Raw genomic sequence first — 18,737 nt, forward strand, 5'->3', positions numbered from 1 at the left:
GTAGATTTAGGTAGTTAGTTTTTTTCAGTTTCTTCTAGAAAGACTACATCTTCCTGTTCATGTTCAGACCAATGTACACGGATAGTCTCCTCGTCAAAGGCATCTACTTGTCTTCCTCTATAATCAGGCTGTATCGGTAAGTGACGACTAAAACGGCGATCTATTAAGACCAATAGTTCTATCTCTGCTGGACGGCCAAAAGACTGTATTGCCGTCAATGCGGCACGTATACTACGTCCTGTATAAAGCACATCATCTATAAATACGACTTTCTTATCTTCTACTAAGAAGTCTATTTGTGTTTTATTCGCTTCAAGAGTTTTTTGATGTCTTCTAAAGTCATCTCTAAAGAAAGTAATGTCTAAAAAACCTAAAGGCACTTTAGATATACCATATTCAGTCTTAAGGATGCTTTTAATGCGTTCTGCTAAAAATTTACCACGTGGTTGAATACCAATAAGAAGGGTATTAGAAAAATCAAGATGTTTTTCTACTAATTGACAAGCCAAACGGTGTAGAATGATATCAATCTCTTTTGAAGTAAGTAATACTTTTGGATTCATATATAAAAGAGTTGTGTTTGGGAGGTAAATTTACAATTAAATATCATTTGTCACCAATTTATTAAACATATATCTTCTAAAAAAATGTAGCTAATCAAAGGATGCTTTCTAAATCATATTAATATCTTTGGATAAAGATTAAAAAATCTATTGCTCATGATCAAGTCTAAATTCATACTATTCATTACCTTAACCCTATCTCTAGCGCTGCATGCTCAGAAGATAGAGGATCCTCTTCCCTTAACAAAGGGACAGATACAAAAAGAACAGTGGGTCATACAGGACAAAGAAAAAAATCTAATCCTGCAATGGGCTGATGGTGCTCTAGAAATAGCATTAGCTAACAAACCAATTAATCAAGATCAGAAGAAAACAATCTACGCTAGAATACCTGCTCAGCAAATCAAAGATAACGTTACAGAATATGTCTTACTAACTGATAAAACAGAATTCTTATCTACTCCTACAACAGTTAATTGGACACAAGACGACTTAGAGTTCTTTCGCGTTTTAGAGTCTAGTGCTATCACTGTGAGTAGTACAACGGATGTCTTAATGCTTAAAAAAGGTACAGAGACTAAATATGTGTTCTATAACACAGCATTTGACCGTATGTGTAAGTTCGCCTCTAGATTTAACTGGGGACTAATTGCTTTAAATCGAGATTCAGATAATCTACCTAAGATGATTACTTCTTTTGATTTTGAAAACAAAACCATGACAGGTACGATAGATAATATCCCTTTTGAGGTGAAGTTTGATTTCTATTTTGATCAAGATACTTTTTATTTCAAAAGTTTCGAAATTCCTTATAATGCTAAAAATAGAGCAAGTCGTAAAACAAAAGAGAGATACGGGAGATACTTCACAGATAAAACATATCGCTATGATATCGCTGAACAAACACTAAATTTCTATCAAGACGAAAAGTTAGTACTCATGTTTGGTTTCATGCCTAAAGAGTAAAACACAATCTCCATAATCTTTTAAAATACGTAAAAAAAGAAATACAACTCCTTATTATCTATACCACATATTGATTTATATTAAGTTATCAATAATATATCTCTTATAAATTGTGTTATTAAATAGGAATTACTATCTTTTCGCAATCATTTACAGATACTTCTTAAAAAACTAAACACATATAAATCAATATATTATAAAAATTTAGTTAACAAAAAGAAGGTAAATGTATAATGTATATTTAGAATTATTTTAATATTTATTTTGAAAAAATATGCTACTAGTTTATTTCTTTGTTTAACAAGCTTAGTAACTTTTGCACAACAAGGTTTTTTCGATTCTCAAGAAAGACATCCATTAGCACCAGATGGTATATGGAATGTGAGATGGGTATTACAAGACAATAGCAAACCTGGAACACTAACTCCTACAGATAAACATATCATGCTTAATCGTGAATATGGATCTACTATCACTGGATTTGCTGGGTGTAATGTGTTTGAAATTCCTGTAACGAAAACTTCTGTTAACTCAAAAGGTACACATCTGACGACTCGTTTTGATTCTAAAACGAACAAAGAATGTGCTACAGACGTTAAGTATGATGAGAACAAGTTCTTAAAGCGTATTTCTAATGGTACAATTACCTTTAATGAAAAAGAAGGTTTATTATACCTAATGACTAAAGATAGAATCGAGTACGTATTCGCTGATGAGAAGTTAGATAAAGTAGCTAAAGATGTACGTCGTTATGACTGGAAACTAGTAGAGCTAGATGGTGGTGAAAAAAGACCTTATAGACAATGGATTACTTTTGACTTTCACAATTACTTAGTGAAAGGAAATAACGGATGTGCTTTATTCGAAGCTCCATTTGCTATTAATACAAAAACGAGTACAGTCACTTTGTTTGAACTTCAATCGGATACTACTAAATCATGTGGTAACAGTAGCAAAGACGAGTTCTTAAAATACTTTGACAATTCTACTTACCCATTCGAAATTACAGATCAGACTCTAAATATCTTACAAAACAATAAGGTGATTATGAAGTTTGACTTAGCAAAGAAAAACTCTTTATAAAACACAAGACTGTAACAGAATACAGTCATGAAAATATCTAAAACCTGTGAAATTATACTTCACAGGTTTTTTTTATACAACTAACTATAAATCAACCTAAACAGAATACAGGCTCAATATTCTCAGCTTTCTAATGAGGGTTAAATAAAAATTAAGATAAGCTTATAAACGCTTTACAATTGATAAATTCTTTACCTTAGTGGATTAATAACAATTTAGTTTTATGAAAGCTTTAATTTTTAATGGTTCTTTAGACGAAGAAGCATTCCGTACATCGCGACGCATTGCACAGTATTATGCAGATCAGTTCATAAATTCTAATATTGAAGTTCGACAGGTTCACTTATCAGATTTTCAAATTCCTATATTTCAAGCTAAATTAATGGATAACGTCCCAGCAGACGTAATGACCTTTACAGATGCTTTTAGAGAAGCAGATGTGATGATTTGGCTTACTCCACTCTACCATGGTAGCCTTACTGGAGTAATGAAGAATGCTATCGATTGGTTAGAAATAACAGCTAAAGACCACCCTGCTTATTTGACAAATAAAATAGTAGGATTTACATGTTGGTCAGCTGGTAACCAAGCTATGCAAGGTATACAAGCTCTAGACAATATCGCAAAAGCACTTAGAGCATGGTCTTTGCCTTATTCTATCCCGATTAGCAACTCTGACTTATATGAAGACAATGATATCTCAGAAGTCTACAAAAAGAAAATGTCAATGTTAACCGACCTTCTAATAGAGAGTCAAACGCGATAAAACAAAAAGCCTATTTGAATACTCAATAGGCTTTTTTGTTACTATCAGAACAACAATAATTTTTGGTGGTTGGTATTTCTGTATTTAAGTGCTACGTAAGAAAAAGAGAGGCATCTCTACCTCTCATTCCCTATAAAACAATTTTTGAAAAACACCTTATTTGGATTTCACTAAATCCTTTCTTAATTAACACTCACTTTTAATCAAATTATTAAAACAATCCCTCCTTAAACTCAATTCAAGTTCTTTTTCACAAGCAATATTTTTAAAAAAACTAAGCTTAGGAGGGAATGAAAATTATAAGAGTCTTTCTCAGTCTTTATAACCATATTCTAATCGATATGGAGATGACGAAAACACGATAAAGGCTCCTTGAAACATAATACAAATCAATTAAACTGAAGCTAACTTGGCTAGAGTTGACACTCCTTTTAACTATGAAAAAATTATTGTTAAAACAATAAAAGAGCTATCTATAAAACTTGTTTAACCAATCATTATGTATCAACTATTTTGTTGTTATGTTTTTTGTACTGAGCAAATGTAAACATGTTTTTATACTATACAAACCCCTGTAAATACTGGCTTTTTTACCTCAATCACCTAATGTAGATAATAACCATAATAAGTTCACTCCTCATAAAATCATTAAACTAGCACTTGTCTCTACCACCCTACATCTCTTCACATTTAACAAGCAAAATAGTTAACATACTACTCATCTAATAACTAATCTACAAAAACACTATTGACTTATTCTATAATAAACAGTCTATACATTCTACTTCTAATTTTTCTTAAATTGCTAATGGTGATAAGAGCACAAATGTTATTTAACAATTAATTAACTTAATATAATAACCTTTATTAGCTAAATACAACAACTAAATCATCTGATAAATAAGAATAAAGTTCATTACATTCCGTTTTTATGATAAATAAAGAGTTCTATTAATAGAAAAAGGCCGTGAGTTCTCTCACTGCCTTTACTATTTTTACACTGAGGTATTATCTCTGAAGGATAATAAACTCTGATCGTCTATTCTGTGCGTCTTCCCATTCACTACATGGTTCACATTTTACTTTTAGCTCTTGTGATCCATATCCCTGAGATTCTAACCTACTACTTTCTATACCTTGTGATACAATATAGTCAAGTGTAGCCTTCGCTCTATCATTAGATAATTTTAAGTTATAAGCTGGATTTCCTTTACTGTCAGAGTGTGAGTTAATTTTAACTCGCATACTAGGGTAGCGCTTCATCACTTTTACTAGCTTATCTAATTCTATCTTACTATTCTCTGTAATTTCGGTCTGATTAAAGGCAAATTGGATATCTCCTAATTCGATTTTGTCTTTCCCTATTACGAGTTCTTCTAGAGGCCTTAAGAATACGTCTATCTCCTGTACTCCTTCTTCAGCATTGACTGTGATATCTATGATTTCATCTAAATAATCTGGGTGAGAGACCTTAATCTTATAAGTCTCGCTACACTTCACTTCTCCTCTAGCCATCCCACTTCTACTAGATACGCCATGATCTTCTACTCTGCGCCTAGTATTGATAAACTCTACTTTAGCATCAGCTACAGGAGTATTAAAGCTCTTGTTTTTAAGCATAGTTCTAAACTCTACAAAGCACAGTGGAAATGCCTTATATATATCTGTACGACCTATTCTATCAGAAGAGAATAATCCCATATTCTTATCGGGATAAAAACTAAAAGCGAAATCGTTCTTAGCTGTGTTAATAGGCTCTCCAAGATTAGTAGGTGCATTAGATAAATTATTTAAATCTGATACATACACATCCATTCCTCCATATCCTCCCCATCGATCAGAACTAAAGTATAACTTATTATCTGACGAAACGAAAGGATAATCATTACGAGTACCTGAGTTAATCACAGGCCCAAGGTTCTCTGGTTTTCCGAACTCATCATCTTCTAATACGGCTACACGCCAAATATCTAATTCTCCATAACTTCCTGGCATATTAGAGGCAAAGTATAAGAATTTGCCATCAGGCGATAATGCTGGGCTCGTATACATAAAGCCTGCACGGGTAAAGCGCAGTGGCTTTACTCTCTTCCACTTCTTTTTCTTCTTTTTAGCGTAGAATAGACTCATTAAATGATCTCTATGCTTAACGTTATCATTCTTTCTAAACTTCCTGTTTCTATAGGCTTCTGAAGCGAAATAAATACGTTGTCCATTAGCAGAGATCACACTAGGTCCATCATTAAACCTTCTGTTGACACGCCCTTTAATACGCGTTACGCCTTTTATAGGTTCATCTTTTCCCTTAAACTCAGCAGTATAAAGATCATAGTTAGGCTTGCGTTGCCATTTATCTCTTACTTCAAATATCTTTCTAGGTATTTTCTTTTCGTGCTTTGTTCTATTTGACGCGAAGTACAACGTATCACCAGGATTTAACCATGCTCCAAAATCGTCATATTCTAAATGATTAAGGCCTGACTCCTGAAACATATAAGTAGGATATCTGTCAACTAAGTCCTTATGTGCATCTGGTTTGGCTAGAAAGTCTTTTGCTCTAGCATCTTGAGGTGCTCTACGAACGAATTGTTGCATCATATCTTTGGCTGCTTCATAACGCCCATTCTTCTCCATCACTTTAGCATATTTATAATAAATATCTGGCTTAAGTGTAGAGTCGTTTTGAGCAATTGCTTTACCATAATACCTAGATGCTTCAATATCTTGATTTAACCTATCATAACAATCTGCTAATTGCAAATAAATATAATCAGCTGTACGACGTCCTAATATAAGTCTTTTATATTCGTCAGCCGCCTTAGCATACTCGGTATTCTTATAATATTTGTCTGCTCGTTTTAAGCTTGGTTTCTTTTTTGCTTGTACAGTTATACTTAAACTACACAGTAAAACCATCAAAAAAATTCTCATACTATTCTGTTATATAGACCAATAGAGATAAATGTACTCTATTTTAACTATTTATTACTCAAAAATACTACTTTAATTACTTACTATACTAACGTATATTCTGTAAATTAGTTGTTCAGAATCAGATAAAAATCCCTTCAATATGAATATTGAATTAAAAAAAGCATTCTTAGCTCTTTATGACACTTTTAAAAAAGAAGATGCTCAAAAAACAGACCGATTAGATAAATGGCGCAATATAGAACCTGAGTCTGCAGAGTTCCTTTCGCTATTAGTTAAAACAAAACAAGCTAAGAGAATACTGGAACTAGGTACTTCTAATGGGTTTTCAACAATATGGTTAGCCGAAGCTGTATCTCACCATCAAGGAGAAATCATCTCTATAGATATCGAAAGGGAACGTACAAATAAGGCATTTGAAAACCTAAAACAATTTAACCTACAGTCTTATGTGGAATTGCTAACCTATGACGCAGGAGAATATCTAGCTGATACTAATCTTGATTTTGATCTTATCTTATTAGATGCAGAGAGAAGTTATTATACAGGATATTGGAAAAATCTAGAACGTCTATTAGATCAGACTGAATCTAGTCTATTGGTAGTAGATAATGTAATCTCACATGAAGCAGAAGTAGAAGAGTTTATCAATGGAATAGATGAGAATAAGTTTAAGAAAGTCATCCTCCCTATCGGAGCAGGATTGTTATTAGTTTCTAAGCAGTAAAGAAAAAGCGTGAATAATCTCATTCACGCTTTTTTACTTATACTACTAAAATTGTAGCTATTGGTGGTCTGGTATGACTAATTTATCTTGTTTATACTCTCCTAATACCTTTAAGTATCGAGTAGCCTTAGTTACTTCTTCCATCGCCTTATAATACTTGTCATAATCTTCATTGACTAAAACAACACCTGCGTGGAATGAGTACTGGAACACACTTCCTGACAGAGGCACAGACTGTATCTTACTCAAGTTTAAATCATGAGAAGCTAGTATCTCTAATACTCTATTTAGACTTCCTTTTTGGTGATCTGTATAAAAATATAGTGAAGCTTTATTAAACCCTTCTACTTTCTTAGGCTCTCTACTTAACAAGAAAAATCGTGTATAGTTATCATACACGTCATGGATATTCTCTGCTAAGATCTCTAGATCATACATCTCTGCGGCTAATGTAGATCCGATAGATGCAACACCTTTATACTGTTTCTCTTGAATATTTCTAGCGCATGTAGCCGTATCATCCATCGCTAGACGCTTCCAATCAGTATATTGATCTAAGAAGTTCTCGCATTGTAATAAGGCCATAGGGTGTGTACGCACCTCTGTAATATCCGCTAATGTCTGTCCTTTTAAGGCTAGTAAATTATGTCTAATAGGAAGAGCAATCTCTCCCCAAATATACAAGTCATTCTTAGTTAACAACGAGTAATTAGGTAATATAGATCCTGCAATAGAGTTCTCTATCGCCATCATGCCATAATCTACTTCTTTATTGACTAACTGTTTTACTAACGAATTAAAAGTAGGACTATCCACTATCTCTACTTCTTCTGAACCAAAGAACTTCCCAACTGCTTCATGGTGGAAAGATCCTTTGATTCCTTGAATGACTACTGATTTCATAAAATATGTTTTTGGCTTTAATAATTGCAAAATTGGCAAACTATCAAAGTTAGTAGTTTATACTTATAATAAGCAGTTTTTATCCTCCATATTTTAAGTTTTTATTACTTTTAGCTTATTAATCCCTATTAGATTTAAATTAATCACACTAATTACACTTTAAAGCAACTAATTACTAAACATATGAGTATAACAATCAGACCTTATCAACAAGAAGACAAGCAAATCTTACTCGATATCCTTCAACTCAATGTCCCTACTTATTTTGCGCAAGAAGAAGTAGATGACCTAGCGCTATACCTAGATCAGTATCTAGACCTCTACTATGTAGCCTTAGACAATGACAAGATTATAGGTGCTGCAGGTATTAACAGAAACTTCGAGAAGGAATTTGCTTCATTGAGTTGGGGATTCTTACATCCTGATTATCATCGAAAAGGTGCAGGTTCTCTACTCTTAAAACACAGATTAAACCTCCTAAAGCCTGATCATAGAATCAAAACAATACAAGTGCGTACCTCTCAGGTGGTGTACCGTTTTTTTGAAAAACACAATTTTGAAGTGATAGAAACTCAAGAAGATTATTGGGCAAAAGGTTTAGACCTCTATGTGATGCGTTTAAAATACTAAAGAAAACAAATTAAGCGTTAAAACAAGTAGGGAATTAAAAACAGTTTTGTAATTTCACCTCAATAAAACTCACATCATTATGAAAAAGTTATTCGTTATGGCGGCTATCTTAGCCATTACACCCATTTTTGCAAACACACACCATACTAATATTAATACCAATAAAAGCATTATGACACAAACCCCAAAAGACAAAAAAACAATTTACCAATTTAAGGTTACTGACCTTTATGGAGAAGAGTTTGACTTTGCTTCCTTAAAAGGAAAGAAAATCATGATTGTGAACACTGCTTCTGAATGCGGTCTTACACCTCAGTATAAACAACTTCAGAATATGTATAACGAATTCGGAGGAGACAACTTTGTAATCGTTGGTTTCCCTGCGAACAACTTTGGATCTCAAGAACCAGGTAGCAATGAAGAAATCGCTACTTTCTGTGAGCAGAATTATGGTGTATCATTCCCAATGATGAATAAGATATCTGTAAAAGGAGATGATATTGCACCGATATATGAGTTCTTAACTAAAAAGTCTAAGAATGGATTAGAAGACAGTGAAGTACAGTGGAATTTCCAAAAGTACTTAATAAACGAAACTGGTCATTTAGTGAAAGTAATCAACCCTAGAACACTACCAGATGACCCAGAAATCAAAGCTTGGATTAAGGCAAAATAAGTCACTTTACATATTTAACCTTAAATCCTCAGCTACCATTTACTGCGAATTAATTCTACTTTACATAGCTTCAATTAGCGATTAAATGTTTTCTGCGGATTTGAGGTTTAATACAATGGGTTTGTTCGTATCTTTGGGTTTTACTTTTAAATTATGAACTATCCACAAATAGAACTAGCGCAAAGTATTATTGAAATTTGTAAAGCAAAGAATATTCAACATATAATCATATCACCAGGATCACGCAATGCCCCATTAACAATAGGCTTTGCTAGTGATCCTTTTTTTACGTGTTACAGTCTCGCAGATGAGCGCTGTGCAGCCTTCTTCGGTATGGGAATTGCCCAACAGACAGCGTTCCCTATTGCCTTAGTCTGTACGTCTGGATCAGCTCTTCTTAACTATTATCCAGCTGTAGCAGAAGCCTTCTATAGTCAGATACCGATGGTTATTATCTCTGCAGATAGACCTACCTCTAAGATTGATATAGGAGATGGTCAGACCATCAGACAGCGCAATGTATATGAGAATCATATCGTGTACAATGCTAATCTAACAGAAGAGGCGAGTAATGAAAATGATATTCTAATTAACAATGCCATTAATACAGCGATAGCCCAAAAAGGCCCTGTGCATATCAATGCTCCTTTTGAAGAGCCGCTATACAATACTGTAGAGGAACTTACAGTTACTCCTACTATCATCAACCTAGAGACGCTACCTCTTCAATTCAAAGAGTTTGATCAATATATAGATAGTTATAAAGAGGCAACTAAGAAGTTGATCCTTGTAGGTGTTAATACACCTGATGCACTAAGTCAGGAGATCATAAATTGGTTAGCGAATGATCCTTCTGTTATTATCATGACAGAGACTACCTCTAACCTGCACCACCCTCACTGCGTAGAACATATAGATCGCATCATTACCACATTCTCTGAAGAAGATTTCTTAGCCTTTCAGCCTGATCTATTGATTACTTTTGGAGGAATGGTAATCAGTAAGAGAATCAAAGTATTCTTGCGTAAGTATAAACCTACTCAACATTGGCATATTGATACCCTAAGACATTATGATACTTATAATGCGCTTAACAAAGCCGTATTAGATACACCTGAGAACTTCTTCCAAACCATTAAAGAAAACGTAGAACACTATACTACATCTAACTATTACTCTTGGATGCAGAGCATTGTCACAACTAGACTAGCTAAGCATGAGGCATATTTAAAGACGATACCGTTTAGTGATCTAAGTGTGTTCGAAACCTTATTTGCTAAATTGCCAAAAGGAACCCAATTGCAAATCAGTAATAGCTCAGCAATACGCTATGCTCAATTAATCAAAATAGACGCTTCTAACCCTGTTTATTGTAACAGAGGTACTAGCGGAATAGATGGAAGTACTTCTACGGCTATAGGGGCTGCTGTAGCTACCCAAAAGCCTACCTTATTAATCACAGGGGATATCGGTTTTCTTTATGATAGTAATGGACTGTGGAATAACTATATTCCTAAAGACTTTAAAATACTATTGCTAAACAATGGTGGTGGTGGTATTTTCAGAATCTTGCCAGGACATAAAGAAACACCTGTATTTAATACTTACTTTGAGACAAGCCATCATCACACAGCTGAGCACTTGGCAAAGATGTATAATTTTAAATATCAAACAGCGACTAACAAAGAAGAACTAGAACAGCAATGTCAATTGTTTTTTGAAGATAATAACGGTCCTGCTATTCTAGAAGTATTCACTCCTACTGAGGTTAATAATACTGTACTGAGCAACTATTTTCGCAATATGTAATTTTAACAGCGATTAATGCTTGCGTATTGAAATTTTATGTATCTTGTACTCAATAAAAAAGAAAATTATGAGTAAAAGAGACGAATTAATTCAAAAGTACGCTGCTGATTTAAAAGATAAGTGTGGTGTAACAGCTAATATGGATTTATTAACTGCTGTAACTATCGGATGCGGGCCATCTATTTATAACCAAGATTCTTCTACCGTTGCTGGTTCTTCAGAGTCTGAGTTAGCTACAGTTAAAAACAACTTTTTAATTAAAAAGTTAGGTCTTAAAGATGGACCAGAGTTAGATAAAGGTATCCAAGCTGTTATGGATAAATATGGTCAATCAAATAGAAATAAATACAGAGCTGTAGTTTATTACTTATTGACTGTTCACTTCAAAAAAGAAAGTGTTTACAAGAAATAATATAACGTAAATATATTAATGTACTTTAAAAGGAGCAGTTCTGTGACTGTTCCTTTTTTTTCTGAAAGTCTATAGGTATTATTAATCATCAGACAATAAAGTATTAAGCCTAATGTATAAAAGGCCTTTATTAAGATATTTACATATTACGATAGATTAAAAGATCAATGCTTAAAATAAGGAGTATAATTTTTTCTACGAGCTCAAAGGCATCAACTGTTGGTTCTTAGCGTCTGATATCAGTTTTTATCTCGGGGAGTTTAACCACCAAAAAAAGGACGATCTTAATATATTCAAGACGTTTAGTTTTTCTCTCTCACTATATAATTAAAGCTTGATAAATTAGATTATTGTATATGTATATTTTTAAGTTTTTCTATTTCTAATTGAAATCTCTCTATTTTTTTAATTCTTCTATGTTCTAGTATTTTTTTGTCTTGAGTGTGTAATTGATATGGTTCTTTATCTCTTAGTACATGATATATTGCGATTAGTAATTTATGAGCTATAGCGATAGTGGCCTTTTTCTTTCCTCTACGATTAGAAATATGATAATGTTTTACTGCAAATATGGGATTGTCTTTGGATCGTATTGCAACCCAAGCAGCTTCAACTAAAGAGGCTTTAAGATATTTATTGCCTTGTGTTATTCTTGTAGAATACTTTTTACCTGCACTTTCATTATTACCAGGGCATACTCCTGCCCAAGAACTTAAATTTTGATGGTCTGAAAAGTAAGACATATCATTACCAATTTCGCCTAGTACACTTAAAGCTAATTGTCTTGATATCCCAGGAATAGTTTCCAGTAATTCTACATCTTTTTGCATACTAAATCTATACTGTTCCATTTGAGCTTCTAATTGTGCTATTTGTAAGTTGATATTATTAATGGATTCTAGTATGAGATTAAGCATAAAAATATGATGCTTGGTTACATTTCCTTTTAAAGCCTTGACTAACTCTACTCGCTTATTTCTTAAAGAACCTTTTGCCAAATTTGCTAATATTTCTGGATCTGTTTGTCCTTGAATGATAGCTTGAATCATTTGCATTGCACTTACTCCAAATACATCACTAACTACACTACGTAATTTTATATTAGCAGACTCTAATACATTTTGCAGTCTGTTTTTCTCGGCTGTACGAGAAGAAACAAGTTTTCTTCTGTGTCTATATAGTTCTCTTAATTCTCGTATTTCTTGTTCAGGTATAAAACTACCTTTAAGTAAACCAGAGAGTAATAATTTACAAATCCACTCACTATCTTTTTTGTCTGTTTTCTGTCCAGGAACATTTTTGATATGGCGAGCGTTAACAAGAATAACATGGCAATAATCTTCTAAGATGCAATAGACAGGACGCCAATAAACTCCAGTACTCTCCATTGCAACCTCTGTTATGGAGTAACTCTGTAACCATGCTACTAATTCATAAAGATCATCTGTAAAAGTTAAGAATGTTCTTGTTTCTGTTTCAAAATCACTACCTTTAATGGTAGCTACGACTGTGTCTTTGTGAACATCTAATCCACAACCACGGTCTAAGATAAAGGGTAATCCATTGACAGCCATAGGTCGTATATTTTGATTTATTGGTACTAAGATATCGTTTTAAGCGATAACCTTTTTGGTTTGATACGCTTATGACTTTAATGGCTGTTGGTGATACCCGATATCATGTGTGTTTTTATGCTCATCACTAAAAAATTAGAGACTCATCTAATGACAAGTCTCTAATGGGGGTACTTCCAAAAACATTTACGCTTATACAAGTATATCAACCTTTAGGAGTAAACTTTAGAAAATACTACTTCCTTCTGTTATTTTTGGGCTTTCCATATCAGGTCTCTATAAATGCAATGTCTTTGATGTTTAAAAAAAAATATAAAATTGGGTATGAAAAAACGTTCTTGTTGTTTAGATTACTAAACAGTTTTTCTTGAGTACACTCTCTTTCCTTTGTAGAAAGTAGCCTCTCTCTCTGGAGTACGAGCCACTGCCTCCGCAGAACAACTAGCCTTCACGAAAACAAGGTCTGCTGAATCTCCTACTTTTGGCCATTGGCGATCTCCTGCTTCATTCAGTGGTAGCACCTGATCTTTAGTTGCTATTTGTAAAGCACGGCTCAGTCTTAATTCATCTGTCCACCCATAAAGTTCGGCACAGTGCTTTGCTTTTTCTAACATATCGCAGTTCCCAAATGGTTGCCAGTGATCTATAATACTATCTGTACCCGTCATCACACTTACCTTATGCTTATAGAATGTAGGTATAGGCATCATAGAGCGCCCTAGTGGTACAGTAGAGATCACTCCTACTCCATTAGTACTCATCTGTGTACACAACTCCTCTAATTCCTTAGCATCTGACTGCCCTAGAGCGAAGCCATGACTGATATAAGTACGTCCTTGTAACGCTTTATTAACTTCTACTTGTTTTAAAATATATTGGATAGCAGGAATACCTGTTTTAGCTCCTTCATGAAGATGGATATCTATTCCTTTGTCATAATCTAAAGCGATTTGAATCATGATATCTAAAGACTTTTCCATATTCCCATCTACCGTAGTTGGGTCAAGCCCTCCAATATAATCCACCCCTAGTTGAGCCGATTCTCTTAGCAGAGCTTCACTATCAGAATATAAAATACCATGCTGAGGAAAAGCAACTATCTCACTCCCCATCACCTCTTTTTTATTCTCTAGTGCTATTTTTAGATTCTCTAAGCTCTTCAGTCCACTAGTCGGGTCTATATTAGTCTGACACCTTGCAAAATAAGTTCCTTGACTATTCATTAAGTCTATCGCCATCTCCGCTTTTTCTACTGACTTAACTAATAGATTAGGTAATATTCTTCTTTCCAGATCGATCATATCTTTAACAGATCGACCAGGTTTAGGATCACCATACCAGCGCTCTCCATAGAACGTTTTATCGATATGAATATGCATATCTCTAAATCCTGGCAACATCAATAATCCATCCATATCTACACTGATAATACCTGATGTATCGGACATTCCTACCTTATCAATAGAAACAATAACTCCATTGGCAATGCGTATATCAAATAAGGCTGTCTTAGTACGCCACACTTCCCCTCTATCATTATACTCAAAGCCAGTTTCTAATAAGACATTGCGCAGAATGAACACATTTGCCTTAACAGAACTTCTTTCAGTACTTGCTTTCGCTGACGAGCCTACTGATGGAATAAATAATCCACCAGCTGCCGCCGCTGTTAATCCTAGAAATTGCTTTCTATTTATCATGTTGTTGTTTCCTATTATTGTTATACACCTATCGAATATACAGTTTATTTAGCACCAGCTGCTTTTAACAACTTCACCATTCCTGTATAATTTCTCTTTTGAGCATGTTGTAATGGAGTTATTCCATCAGCGTCAGGAATATTCACATTCACACCCCCCTTAATTAATTCATCTACGATACTAGTATGTACAGCACCGCCATTGCTAAGGACTATAGCTTCCATAAGCACTGTCCAGCCTAGTCTATTAACATGATCGATAGGATAATTGGGATAGTTAACCAGTAATTTTACTACTTCTAAATGACCTTTTTCTGCCGCAGGTATAAGTGCACTACCATTATAACGGTTAAACACAGTAAAGTCTGCACCGTATTTTAACGCCTCTTGCACTATTTCTAAATTACCTTCTGCTCCTGCATATAAGAAAGGGCTATTAAGAACCTTGTCTTGGGCATTGACATTTGCCCCTGCTTGCATTAAAATCTTTGCGATAGCATTGCGATTTTGATATACAGCATACATCAGAGGAGTCTCTCCTTTTTCGTTGCGCTGTTCTATATCTACCTTACTTTCAAGAAGCTGTTTCACAGCAGTAAGGTTATTATTCTTAATCGCGGTAAATAATGATACTTCCTTCATATCTACTACTTCATTTGAATGGGTTGAACTTTCATCTGACGAGTTACAAGCCATAGCCGCACCTCCGATAAAGCCAATAAAAAGTAATATAGCTACTCTTCTTCTCATTTTCATATCTATTGGTTTTTAATAGGTTAAGTTCGTTACTTATAACTACTAATACAAAGATAGAAGTACTGATAGGAAGGAAGTTGTAATATTTTTATAGATTATTAGAATTTTTATAACTCGATCTAAACTCACCAGGTGTTACTCCCAATTGTTTTTTAAAGAAATTATTAAAATAGCTCGTATCATTAAAAGACAACGAAAAGGCGATTTCCTTAATCGAAATATTCGTTGTAGTCAATAATCTCTTTGCTTCTAGCAATAGTCTATTCTGAATTAATGATCCCGCATTAGTTCCCAATACCTTTTTACAAAGAATATTTAAATAATTCGGAGTGATCTTTAATTGCTCAGCATAGAATGCCACACTACTTTGTTCTTTAAAGTGTACTTCTAATAACTCTTCGAACTGGAGTATGTTCTTATCTATACTATGAGGATTCACTCCCTCATGATAGTCTACATAATCCTTGTGTAAGTGTTTTAGCAATAAATGAAACGACAATAGAGCGATCTCTCGGTCAATAATCTGATTCTTAGCTAATCGTCCTTCTAACTCCTCTAAATCTGCCTTATACTTCTCAAAGCTCTCCTTCGTTAGCAACATCTGATTCGGTGCTCCTAATTGAAAATAAGCTAAAGGACTATAAGTCGTATTCAGAGATTGTAAGATAGTAGGTGAGAACATCAGTTGAAATCCAACAGTATGATTCTCCAATAACCAATAGTGCACTTGCTGGGGTCTCAAGAAAAACACTTGGTAATCTACTACGTCTACTCTTTCAAAATCAATATCGTGGTATCCTCCTCCTTTTTCAACGAAGAAAATAAAGTAGAAATCATGCTTGTGTGGGGACAACAAATCATTTCTACCTTTCTCAATATGTTTGAACAAAGTTATATCCCAGGTATCTTCCCCTAAAATGGTGGAAGTGGAAAGTGTCTGAATTTTAGTATTTCTATTCACGTATTTTGTATGGTATATTAATTCAAGTGACATTTATAGTCGCTAAAAATAATTCAATTCAAATTCATGTTAAACTATTTTTAGTTAAAACATCACAAAGTTCACACATTGAGAATTATTTACACAATAAAACAACTGTAATTATTATCATTCCTTTATAAGAATATCATTTCAGCAATCTATCAACCTATAAAAAGCCAATATAAGCCTCCCTCTTTCGTTTATTCTAATCCTATAAATTAACATTTCAAATCTCATGTATAAAAAGAAAAGCCCATCCTTTATAAGGATAGGCTTTAACTGTGATATTAATTTAGTAGATGAATTAATTATTCTAACTTAAGAATGGTAATTTCATATTTTTGGTTCCCTGCTCCTATCTCCCTCTCATAACCAATCAAATACAGCTCAAAAGAGCTCTTTTTTAATCTATTACCGAGGCCAAAGAAAACAATTATATATTGAACTACCAAATTTTAAAGTACTTTTTGCTCTAAAACATCTACTTATTATTCTCTAAAACCAGCTTCCTTGCTACGAAATATCGCTAAGTGGGAGTCGTTTTAAATATATTCTATTTTTCATCTTTTATCTAAATAAGTTATCATTCACCTTTACACTAAACCTCCACCACTTCTATAAAGGCAGGGCTACAACCGCCGCCTTTAGAGAAATCAATACCATATACTCGTCTAAACGCCTCTTGTACCACCTTGCCATTGTCTAACCAAGGATGTGCAAATGACACAAAATCAACACTCATCCCTTTTTCGAGGTAAACTTGCTCATTATTATACGTGCGTATCACCGTAGCTTTATATCTTGCCATAGCTCTAATTTTAAATCTAAGTTAATTCTAACACACTATGTATCATAACAATAAAGTGCCAAACCCCATTTTTTTTGAGTGAGAAAATTCAAATATTCATTCACTCAAAAAAAGCTCATATTCACCCAATAAAAATATTTTATATCGAAAATCACCTTATGTAATTCTATCCCTATCTACTCCTTTCAATAGGTGAGTATTGTTCCTTATTAACTCCATTCAAATAAGTACTTGTTCTTCTATTTGATAGTTTTAGAAATTATCATAGCTTTGGAGATTAACCTTAAGACAAGTTCGCTATATGAAGTATTATACCTACTAACCTAGATATACTACATCATACAAGCCTCTACTACCTAACCATTATAAATGAAAAAAAACACTACAGCATCTTCAGTTGCTGCTGCCCTGACCTCTATGATGTGTGTACAAGGGGGAGCATCTGTAGCCAAGCAATTATTTCCTGTAGTTGGAGCTACCGGAACGACCGCTTTGAGAATAGGCATATCAGCTATATTCCTTAATATTATTAATCGTCCGAAGATTTCGAAGTTCTCTAAAAAAGAATGGTTGTACTGTGGGCTATTTGGAGGTTCTATTGCCCTGATGAATATGATCTTCTATCTCGCTATACAGCGCATCCCATTAGGACTAGGAGTAACGATAGAGTTTATAGGGCCTTTATTTCTAGCGCTATTCTTATCTCGAAAAGTATTAGATATCGTATGGGCTTTATTTGCTTGTGCAGGAATCTTATTGATCGTTCCATGGCAGACTAACAATGTAGATATTATAGGACTAGGATTAGCCGCTACAGCAGGTGTGTTTTGGGCGTGTTATATCGTGATGGGAAGTAAAGTCTCTAAAGAGATGAATACAAACCATGCAGTATCAGTAGGTCTTGTATTCGCCACGTTTATCGTAGTCCCTGTAGCCTTATTTATGGGAGGACTAGAGAAGTTGACCTGGAGTAGTCTAGGACTTGGAGCATTAGTAGCTATTCTATCTAGTGCCTTACCATTCTCTCTAGATTTAGTTGCACTAAAGAAGTTACCCGCTAAGACATTCAGTATCCTTACTAGTTTACAGCCTGCCTTTGCAGCCATGTCAGGTCTTCTATTCTTAAAAGAGCACCTCACCTTGACACAGTGGATCTCTATAGCCTGTGTGATCACTGCGAGTGTAGGCTCTACTATATTTAGCACTAAAAAAGAAGCTTAGTTATTTATATATCCTAAAAAGGGTTATTCTCATGATTAGAATAACCCTTTTTTATACAGATGCATTTTTAAACAAATAGATAAGCATTACTTTTTAATGGCACTGATTGCATACCTATCGGATACTTATCGCATAGTGGTCACATAATTAAGCTATAAAAGAATGCGATCACTATGCTATAATTCTACCATCAGATGCTGAACATTCGGCTCGATTTTTGATATAAAACAC

The 18,737-nt window shown here is 34.1% G+C and carries 17 protein-coding genes; 9 read left to right on the forward strand and 8 right to left on the reverse strand.

The genetic code is table 11. The features are described 5' to 3' along the window. Positions 1-14 precede the first annotated feature (14 nt). A complete protein-coding gene (gene pyrR / locus E0Z07_RS16430) occupies positions 15-563 on the reverse strand; it encodes a bifunctional pyr operon transcriptional regulator/uracil phosphoribosyltransferase PyrR (RefSeq protein ID WP_006258292.1) in 549 nt (182 codons plus the stop codon). Positions 564-719: 156 nt separating this feature from the next. On the opposite strand from pyrR, the gene E0Z07_RS16435 reads away from it, so the two are divergent. From E0Z07_RS16435 to E0Z07_RS16445, 3 genes are all read left to right on the forward strand, one after another. Then, positions 720-1,529: a hypothetical protein gene (locus E0Z07_RS16435; RefSeq protein WP_131541004.1), complete on the forward strand. Its 810-nt coding sequence runs from the start codon at positions 720-722 to the stop codon at positions 1,527-1,529. Between the two features lie 264 nt (positions 1,530-1,793). After that, positions 1,794-2,612, forward strand: coding sequence for an META domain-containing protein (locus tag E0Z07_RS16440; protein ID WP_006261579.1), 819 nt, complete (start codon positions 1,794-1,796; stop codon positions 2,610-2,612). A 223-nt stretch (positions 2,613-2,835) separates the two neighbouring features. Then, on the forward strand, positions 2,836-3,378 hold the full coding sequence (locus E0Z07_RS16445) for an NADPH-dependent FMN reductase (RefSeq protein ID WP_006258299.1): 543 nt from the start codon (positions 2,836-2,838) through the stop codon (positions 3,376-3,378). A gap of 1,008 nt (positions 3,379-4,386) precedes the next feature. On the opposite strand, the gene E0Z07_RS16450 is transcribed toward E0Z07_RS16445, so the two are convergent. Further along, positions 4,387-6,309, reverse strand: coding sequence for an OmpA family protein (locus E0Z07_RS16450; protein WP_131541005.1), 1,923 nt, complete (start codon positions 6,307-6,309; stop codon positions 4,387-4,389). Between the two features lie 142 nt (positions 6,310-6,451). On the opposite strand from E0Z07_RS16450, the gene E0Z07_RS16455 reads away from it, so the two are divergent. After that, complete coding sequence (locus E0Z07_RS16455; protein WP_073145076.1) at positions 6,452-7,036, forward strand: O-methyltransferase; 585 nt, start codon at positions 6,452-6,454, stop codon at positions 7,034-7,036. A 57-nt stretch (positions 7,037-7,093) separates the two neighbouring features. Here E0Z07_RS16455 and E0Z07_RS16460 read toward each other — a convergent pair whose 3' ends face one another. After that, positions 7,094-7,939: a prephenate dehydratase gene (locus E0Z07_RS16460; RefSeq protein WP_006261583.1), complete on the reverse strand. Its 846-nt coding sequence runs from the start codon at positions 7,937-7,939 to the stop codon at positions 7,094-7,096. Positions 7,940-8,122: 183 nt separating this feature from the next. On the opposite strand from E0Z07_RS16460, the gene E0Z07_RS16465 reads away from it, so the two are divergent. From E0Z07_RS16465 to E0Z07_RS16480, 4 genes are all read left to right on the forward strand, one after another. After that, positions 8,123-8,569, forward strand: coding sequence for a GNAT family N-acetyltransferase (locus tag E0Z07_RS16465; protein WP_016649083.1), 447 nt, complete (start codon positions 8,123-8,125; stop codon positions 8,567-8,569). A 79-nt stretch (positions 8,570-8,648) separates the two neighbouring features. Next, positions 8,649-9,245, forward strand: coding sequence for a glutathione peroxidase (locus E0Z07_RS16470; protein ID WP_131541006.1), 597 nt, complete (start codon positions 8,649-8,651; stop codon positions 9,243-9,245). Positions 9,246-9,398: 153 nt separating this feature from the next. Continuing rightward, on the forward strand, positions 9,399-11,054 hold the full coding sequence (gene menD, locus E0Z07_RS16475) for a 2-succinyl-5-enolpyruvyl-6-hydroxy-3-cyclohexene-1-carboxylic-acid synthase (protein ID WP_131541007.1): 1,656 nt from the start codon (positions 9,399-9,401) through the stop codon (positions 11,052-11,054). Between the two features lie 67 nt (positions 11,055-11,121). Next, entirely contained in the window at positions 11,122-11,466 is a 345-nt protein-coding gene (locus E0Z07_RS16480) for a DUF2853 family protein (RefSeq protein WP_006258306.1), read from the forward strand. A 347-nt stretch (positions 11,467-11,813) separates the two neighbouring features. Here E0Z07_RS16480 and E0Z07_RS16485 read toward each other — a convergent pair whose 3' ends face one another. The 5 genes from E0Z07_RS16485 to E0Z07_RS16505 all read right to left on the reverse strand — a co-directional run bounded on the left by E0Z07_RS16485 (position 11,814) and on the right by E0Z07_RS16505 (position 17,285). Continuing rightward, entirely contained in the window at positions 11,814-13,040 is a 1,227-nt protein-coding gene (locus tag E0Z07_RS16485; RefSeq protein ID WP_131541008.1) for an IS110 family RNA-guided transposase, read from the reverse strand. A 353-nt stretch (positions 13,041-13,393) separates the two neighbouring features. Further along, positions 13,394-14,740, reverse strand: coding sequence for an amidohydrolase (locus E0Z07_RS16490; RefSeq protein ID WP_131541009.1), 1,347 nt, complete (start codon positions 14,738-14,740; stop codon positions 13,394-13,396). Positions 14,741-14,784: 44 nt separating this feature from the next. Next, entirely contained in the window at positions 14,785-15,495 is a 711-nt protein-coding gene (locus E0Z07_RS16495) for an ankyrin repeat domain-containing protein (RefSeq protein ID WP_131541010.1), read from the reverse strand. 88 nt (positions 15,496-15,583) lie between these two features. Beyond that, positions 15,584-16,384 carry a helix-turn-helix domain-containing protein gene (locus E0Z07_RS16500; RefSeq protein ID WP_225581811.1) on the reverse strand — a complete coding sequence of 267 codons (801 nt, stop codon included), beginning with the start codon at positions 16,382-16,384 and terminating at the stop codon, positions 15,584-15,586. 691 nt (positions 16,385-17,075) lie between these two features. Next, the gene (locus E0Z07_RS16505; RefSeq protein ID WP_006258313.1) at positions 17,076-17,285 is read right to left on the reverse strand and encodes a DUF6140 family protein; all 210 of its coding nucleotides are present in this window, start codon (positions 17,283-17,285) and stop codon (positions 17,076-17,078) included. Between the two features lie 369 nt (positions 17,286-17,654). Here E0Z07_RS16505 and E0Z07_RS16510 point away from each other — a divergent pair, with 369 nt between their 5' ends. After that, entirely contained in the window at positions 17,655-18,506 is an 852-nt protein-coding gene (locus tag E0Z07_RS16510) for an EamA family transporter (protein WP_006258314.1), read from the forward strand. The last annotated feature ends 231 nt before the right edge of the window (positions 18,507-18,737 follow it).

Source organism: Myroides odoratimimus, assembly GCF_004337635.1.
GTDB classification, from domain to species: domain Bacteria; phylum Bacteroidota; class Bacteroidia; order Flavobacteriales; family Flavobacteriaceae; genus Flavobacterium; species Flavobacterium odoratimimum.

Coding starts and splice junctions, on each gene's coding strand:
- pyrR (WP_006258292.1), bottom strand. CDS start 563: ATGAATCCAAAAGTATTACTTACTTCAAAAGAGATTGATATCATTCTA.
- E0Z07_RS16435 (WP_131541004.1), top strand. CDS start 720: ATGATCAAGTCTAAATTCATACTATTCATTACCTTAACCCTATCTCTA.
- E0Z07_RS16445 (WP_006258299.1), top strand. CDS start 2,836: ATGAAAGCTTTAATTTTTAATGGTTCTTTAGACGAAGAAGCATTCCGT.
- E0Z07_RS16450 (WP_131541005.1), bottom strand. CDS start 6,309: ATGAGAATTTTTTTGATGGTTTTACTGTGTAGTTTAAGTATAACTGTA.
- E0Z07_RS16455 (WP_073145076.1), top strand. CDS start 6,452: ATGAATATTGAATTAAAAAAAGCATTCTTAGCTCTTTATGACACTTTT.
- E0Z07_RS16460 (WP_006261583.1), bottom strand. CDS start 7,939: ATGAAATCAGTAGTCATTCAAGGAATCAAAGGATCTTTCCACCATGAA.
- E0Z07_RS16465 (WP_016649083.1), top strand. CDS start 8,123: ATGAGTATAACAATCAGACCTTATCAACAAGAAGACAAGCAAATCTTA.
- E0Z07_RS16470 (WP_131541006.1), top strand. CDS start 8,649: ATGAAAAAGTTATTCGTTATGGCGGCTATCTTAGCCATTACACCCATT.
- menD (WP_131541007.1), top strand. CDS start 9,399: ATGAACTATCCACAAATAGAACTAGCGCAAAGTATTATTGAAATTTGT.
- E0Z07_RS16480 (WP_006258306.1), top strand. CDS start 11,122: ATGAGTAAAAGAGACGAATTAATTCAAAAGTACGCTGCTGATTTAAAA.
- E0Z07_RS16485 (WP_131541008.1), bottom strand. CDS start 13,040: ATGGCTGTCAATGGATTACCCTTTATCTTAGACCGTGGTTGTGGATTA.
- E0Z07_RS16490 (WP_131541009.1), bottom strand. CDS start 14,740: ATGATAAATAGAAAGCAATTTCTAGGATTAACAGCGGCGGCAGCTGGT.
- E0Z07_RS16495 (WP_131541010.1), bottom strand. CDS start 15,495: ATGAAAATGAGAAGAAGAGTAGCTATATTACTTTTTATTGGCTTTATC.
- E0Z07_RS16505 (WP_006258313.1), bottom strand. CDS start 17,285: ATGGCAAGATATAAAGCTACGGTGATACGCACGTATAATAATGAGCAA.
- E0Z07_RS16510 (WP_006258314.1), top strand. CDS start 17,655: ATGAAAAAAAACACTACAGCATCTTCAGTTGCTGCTGCCCTGACCTCT.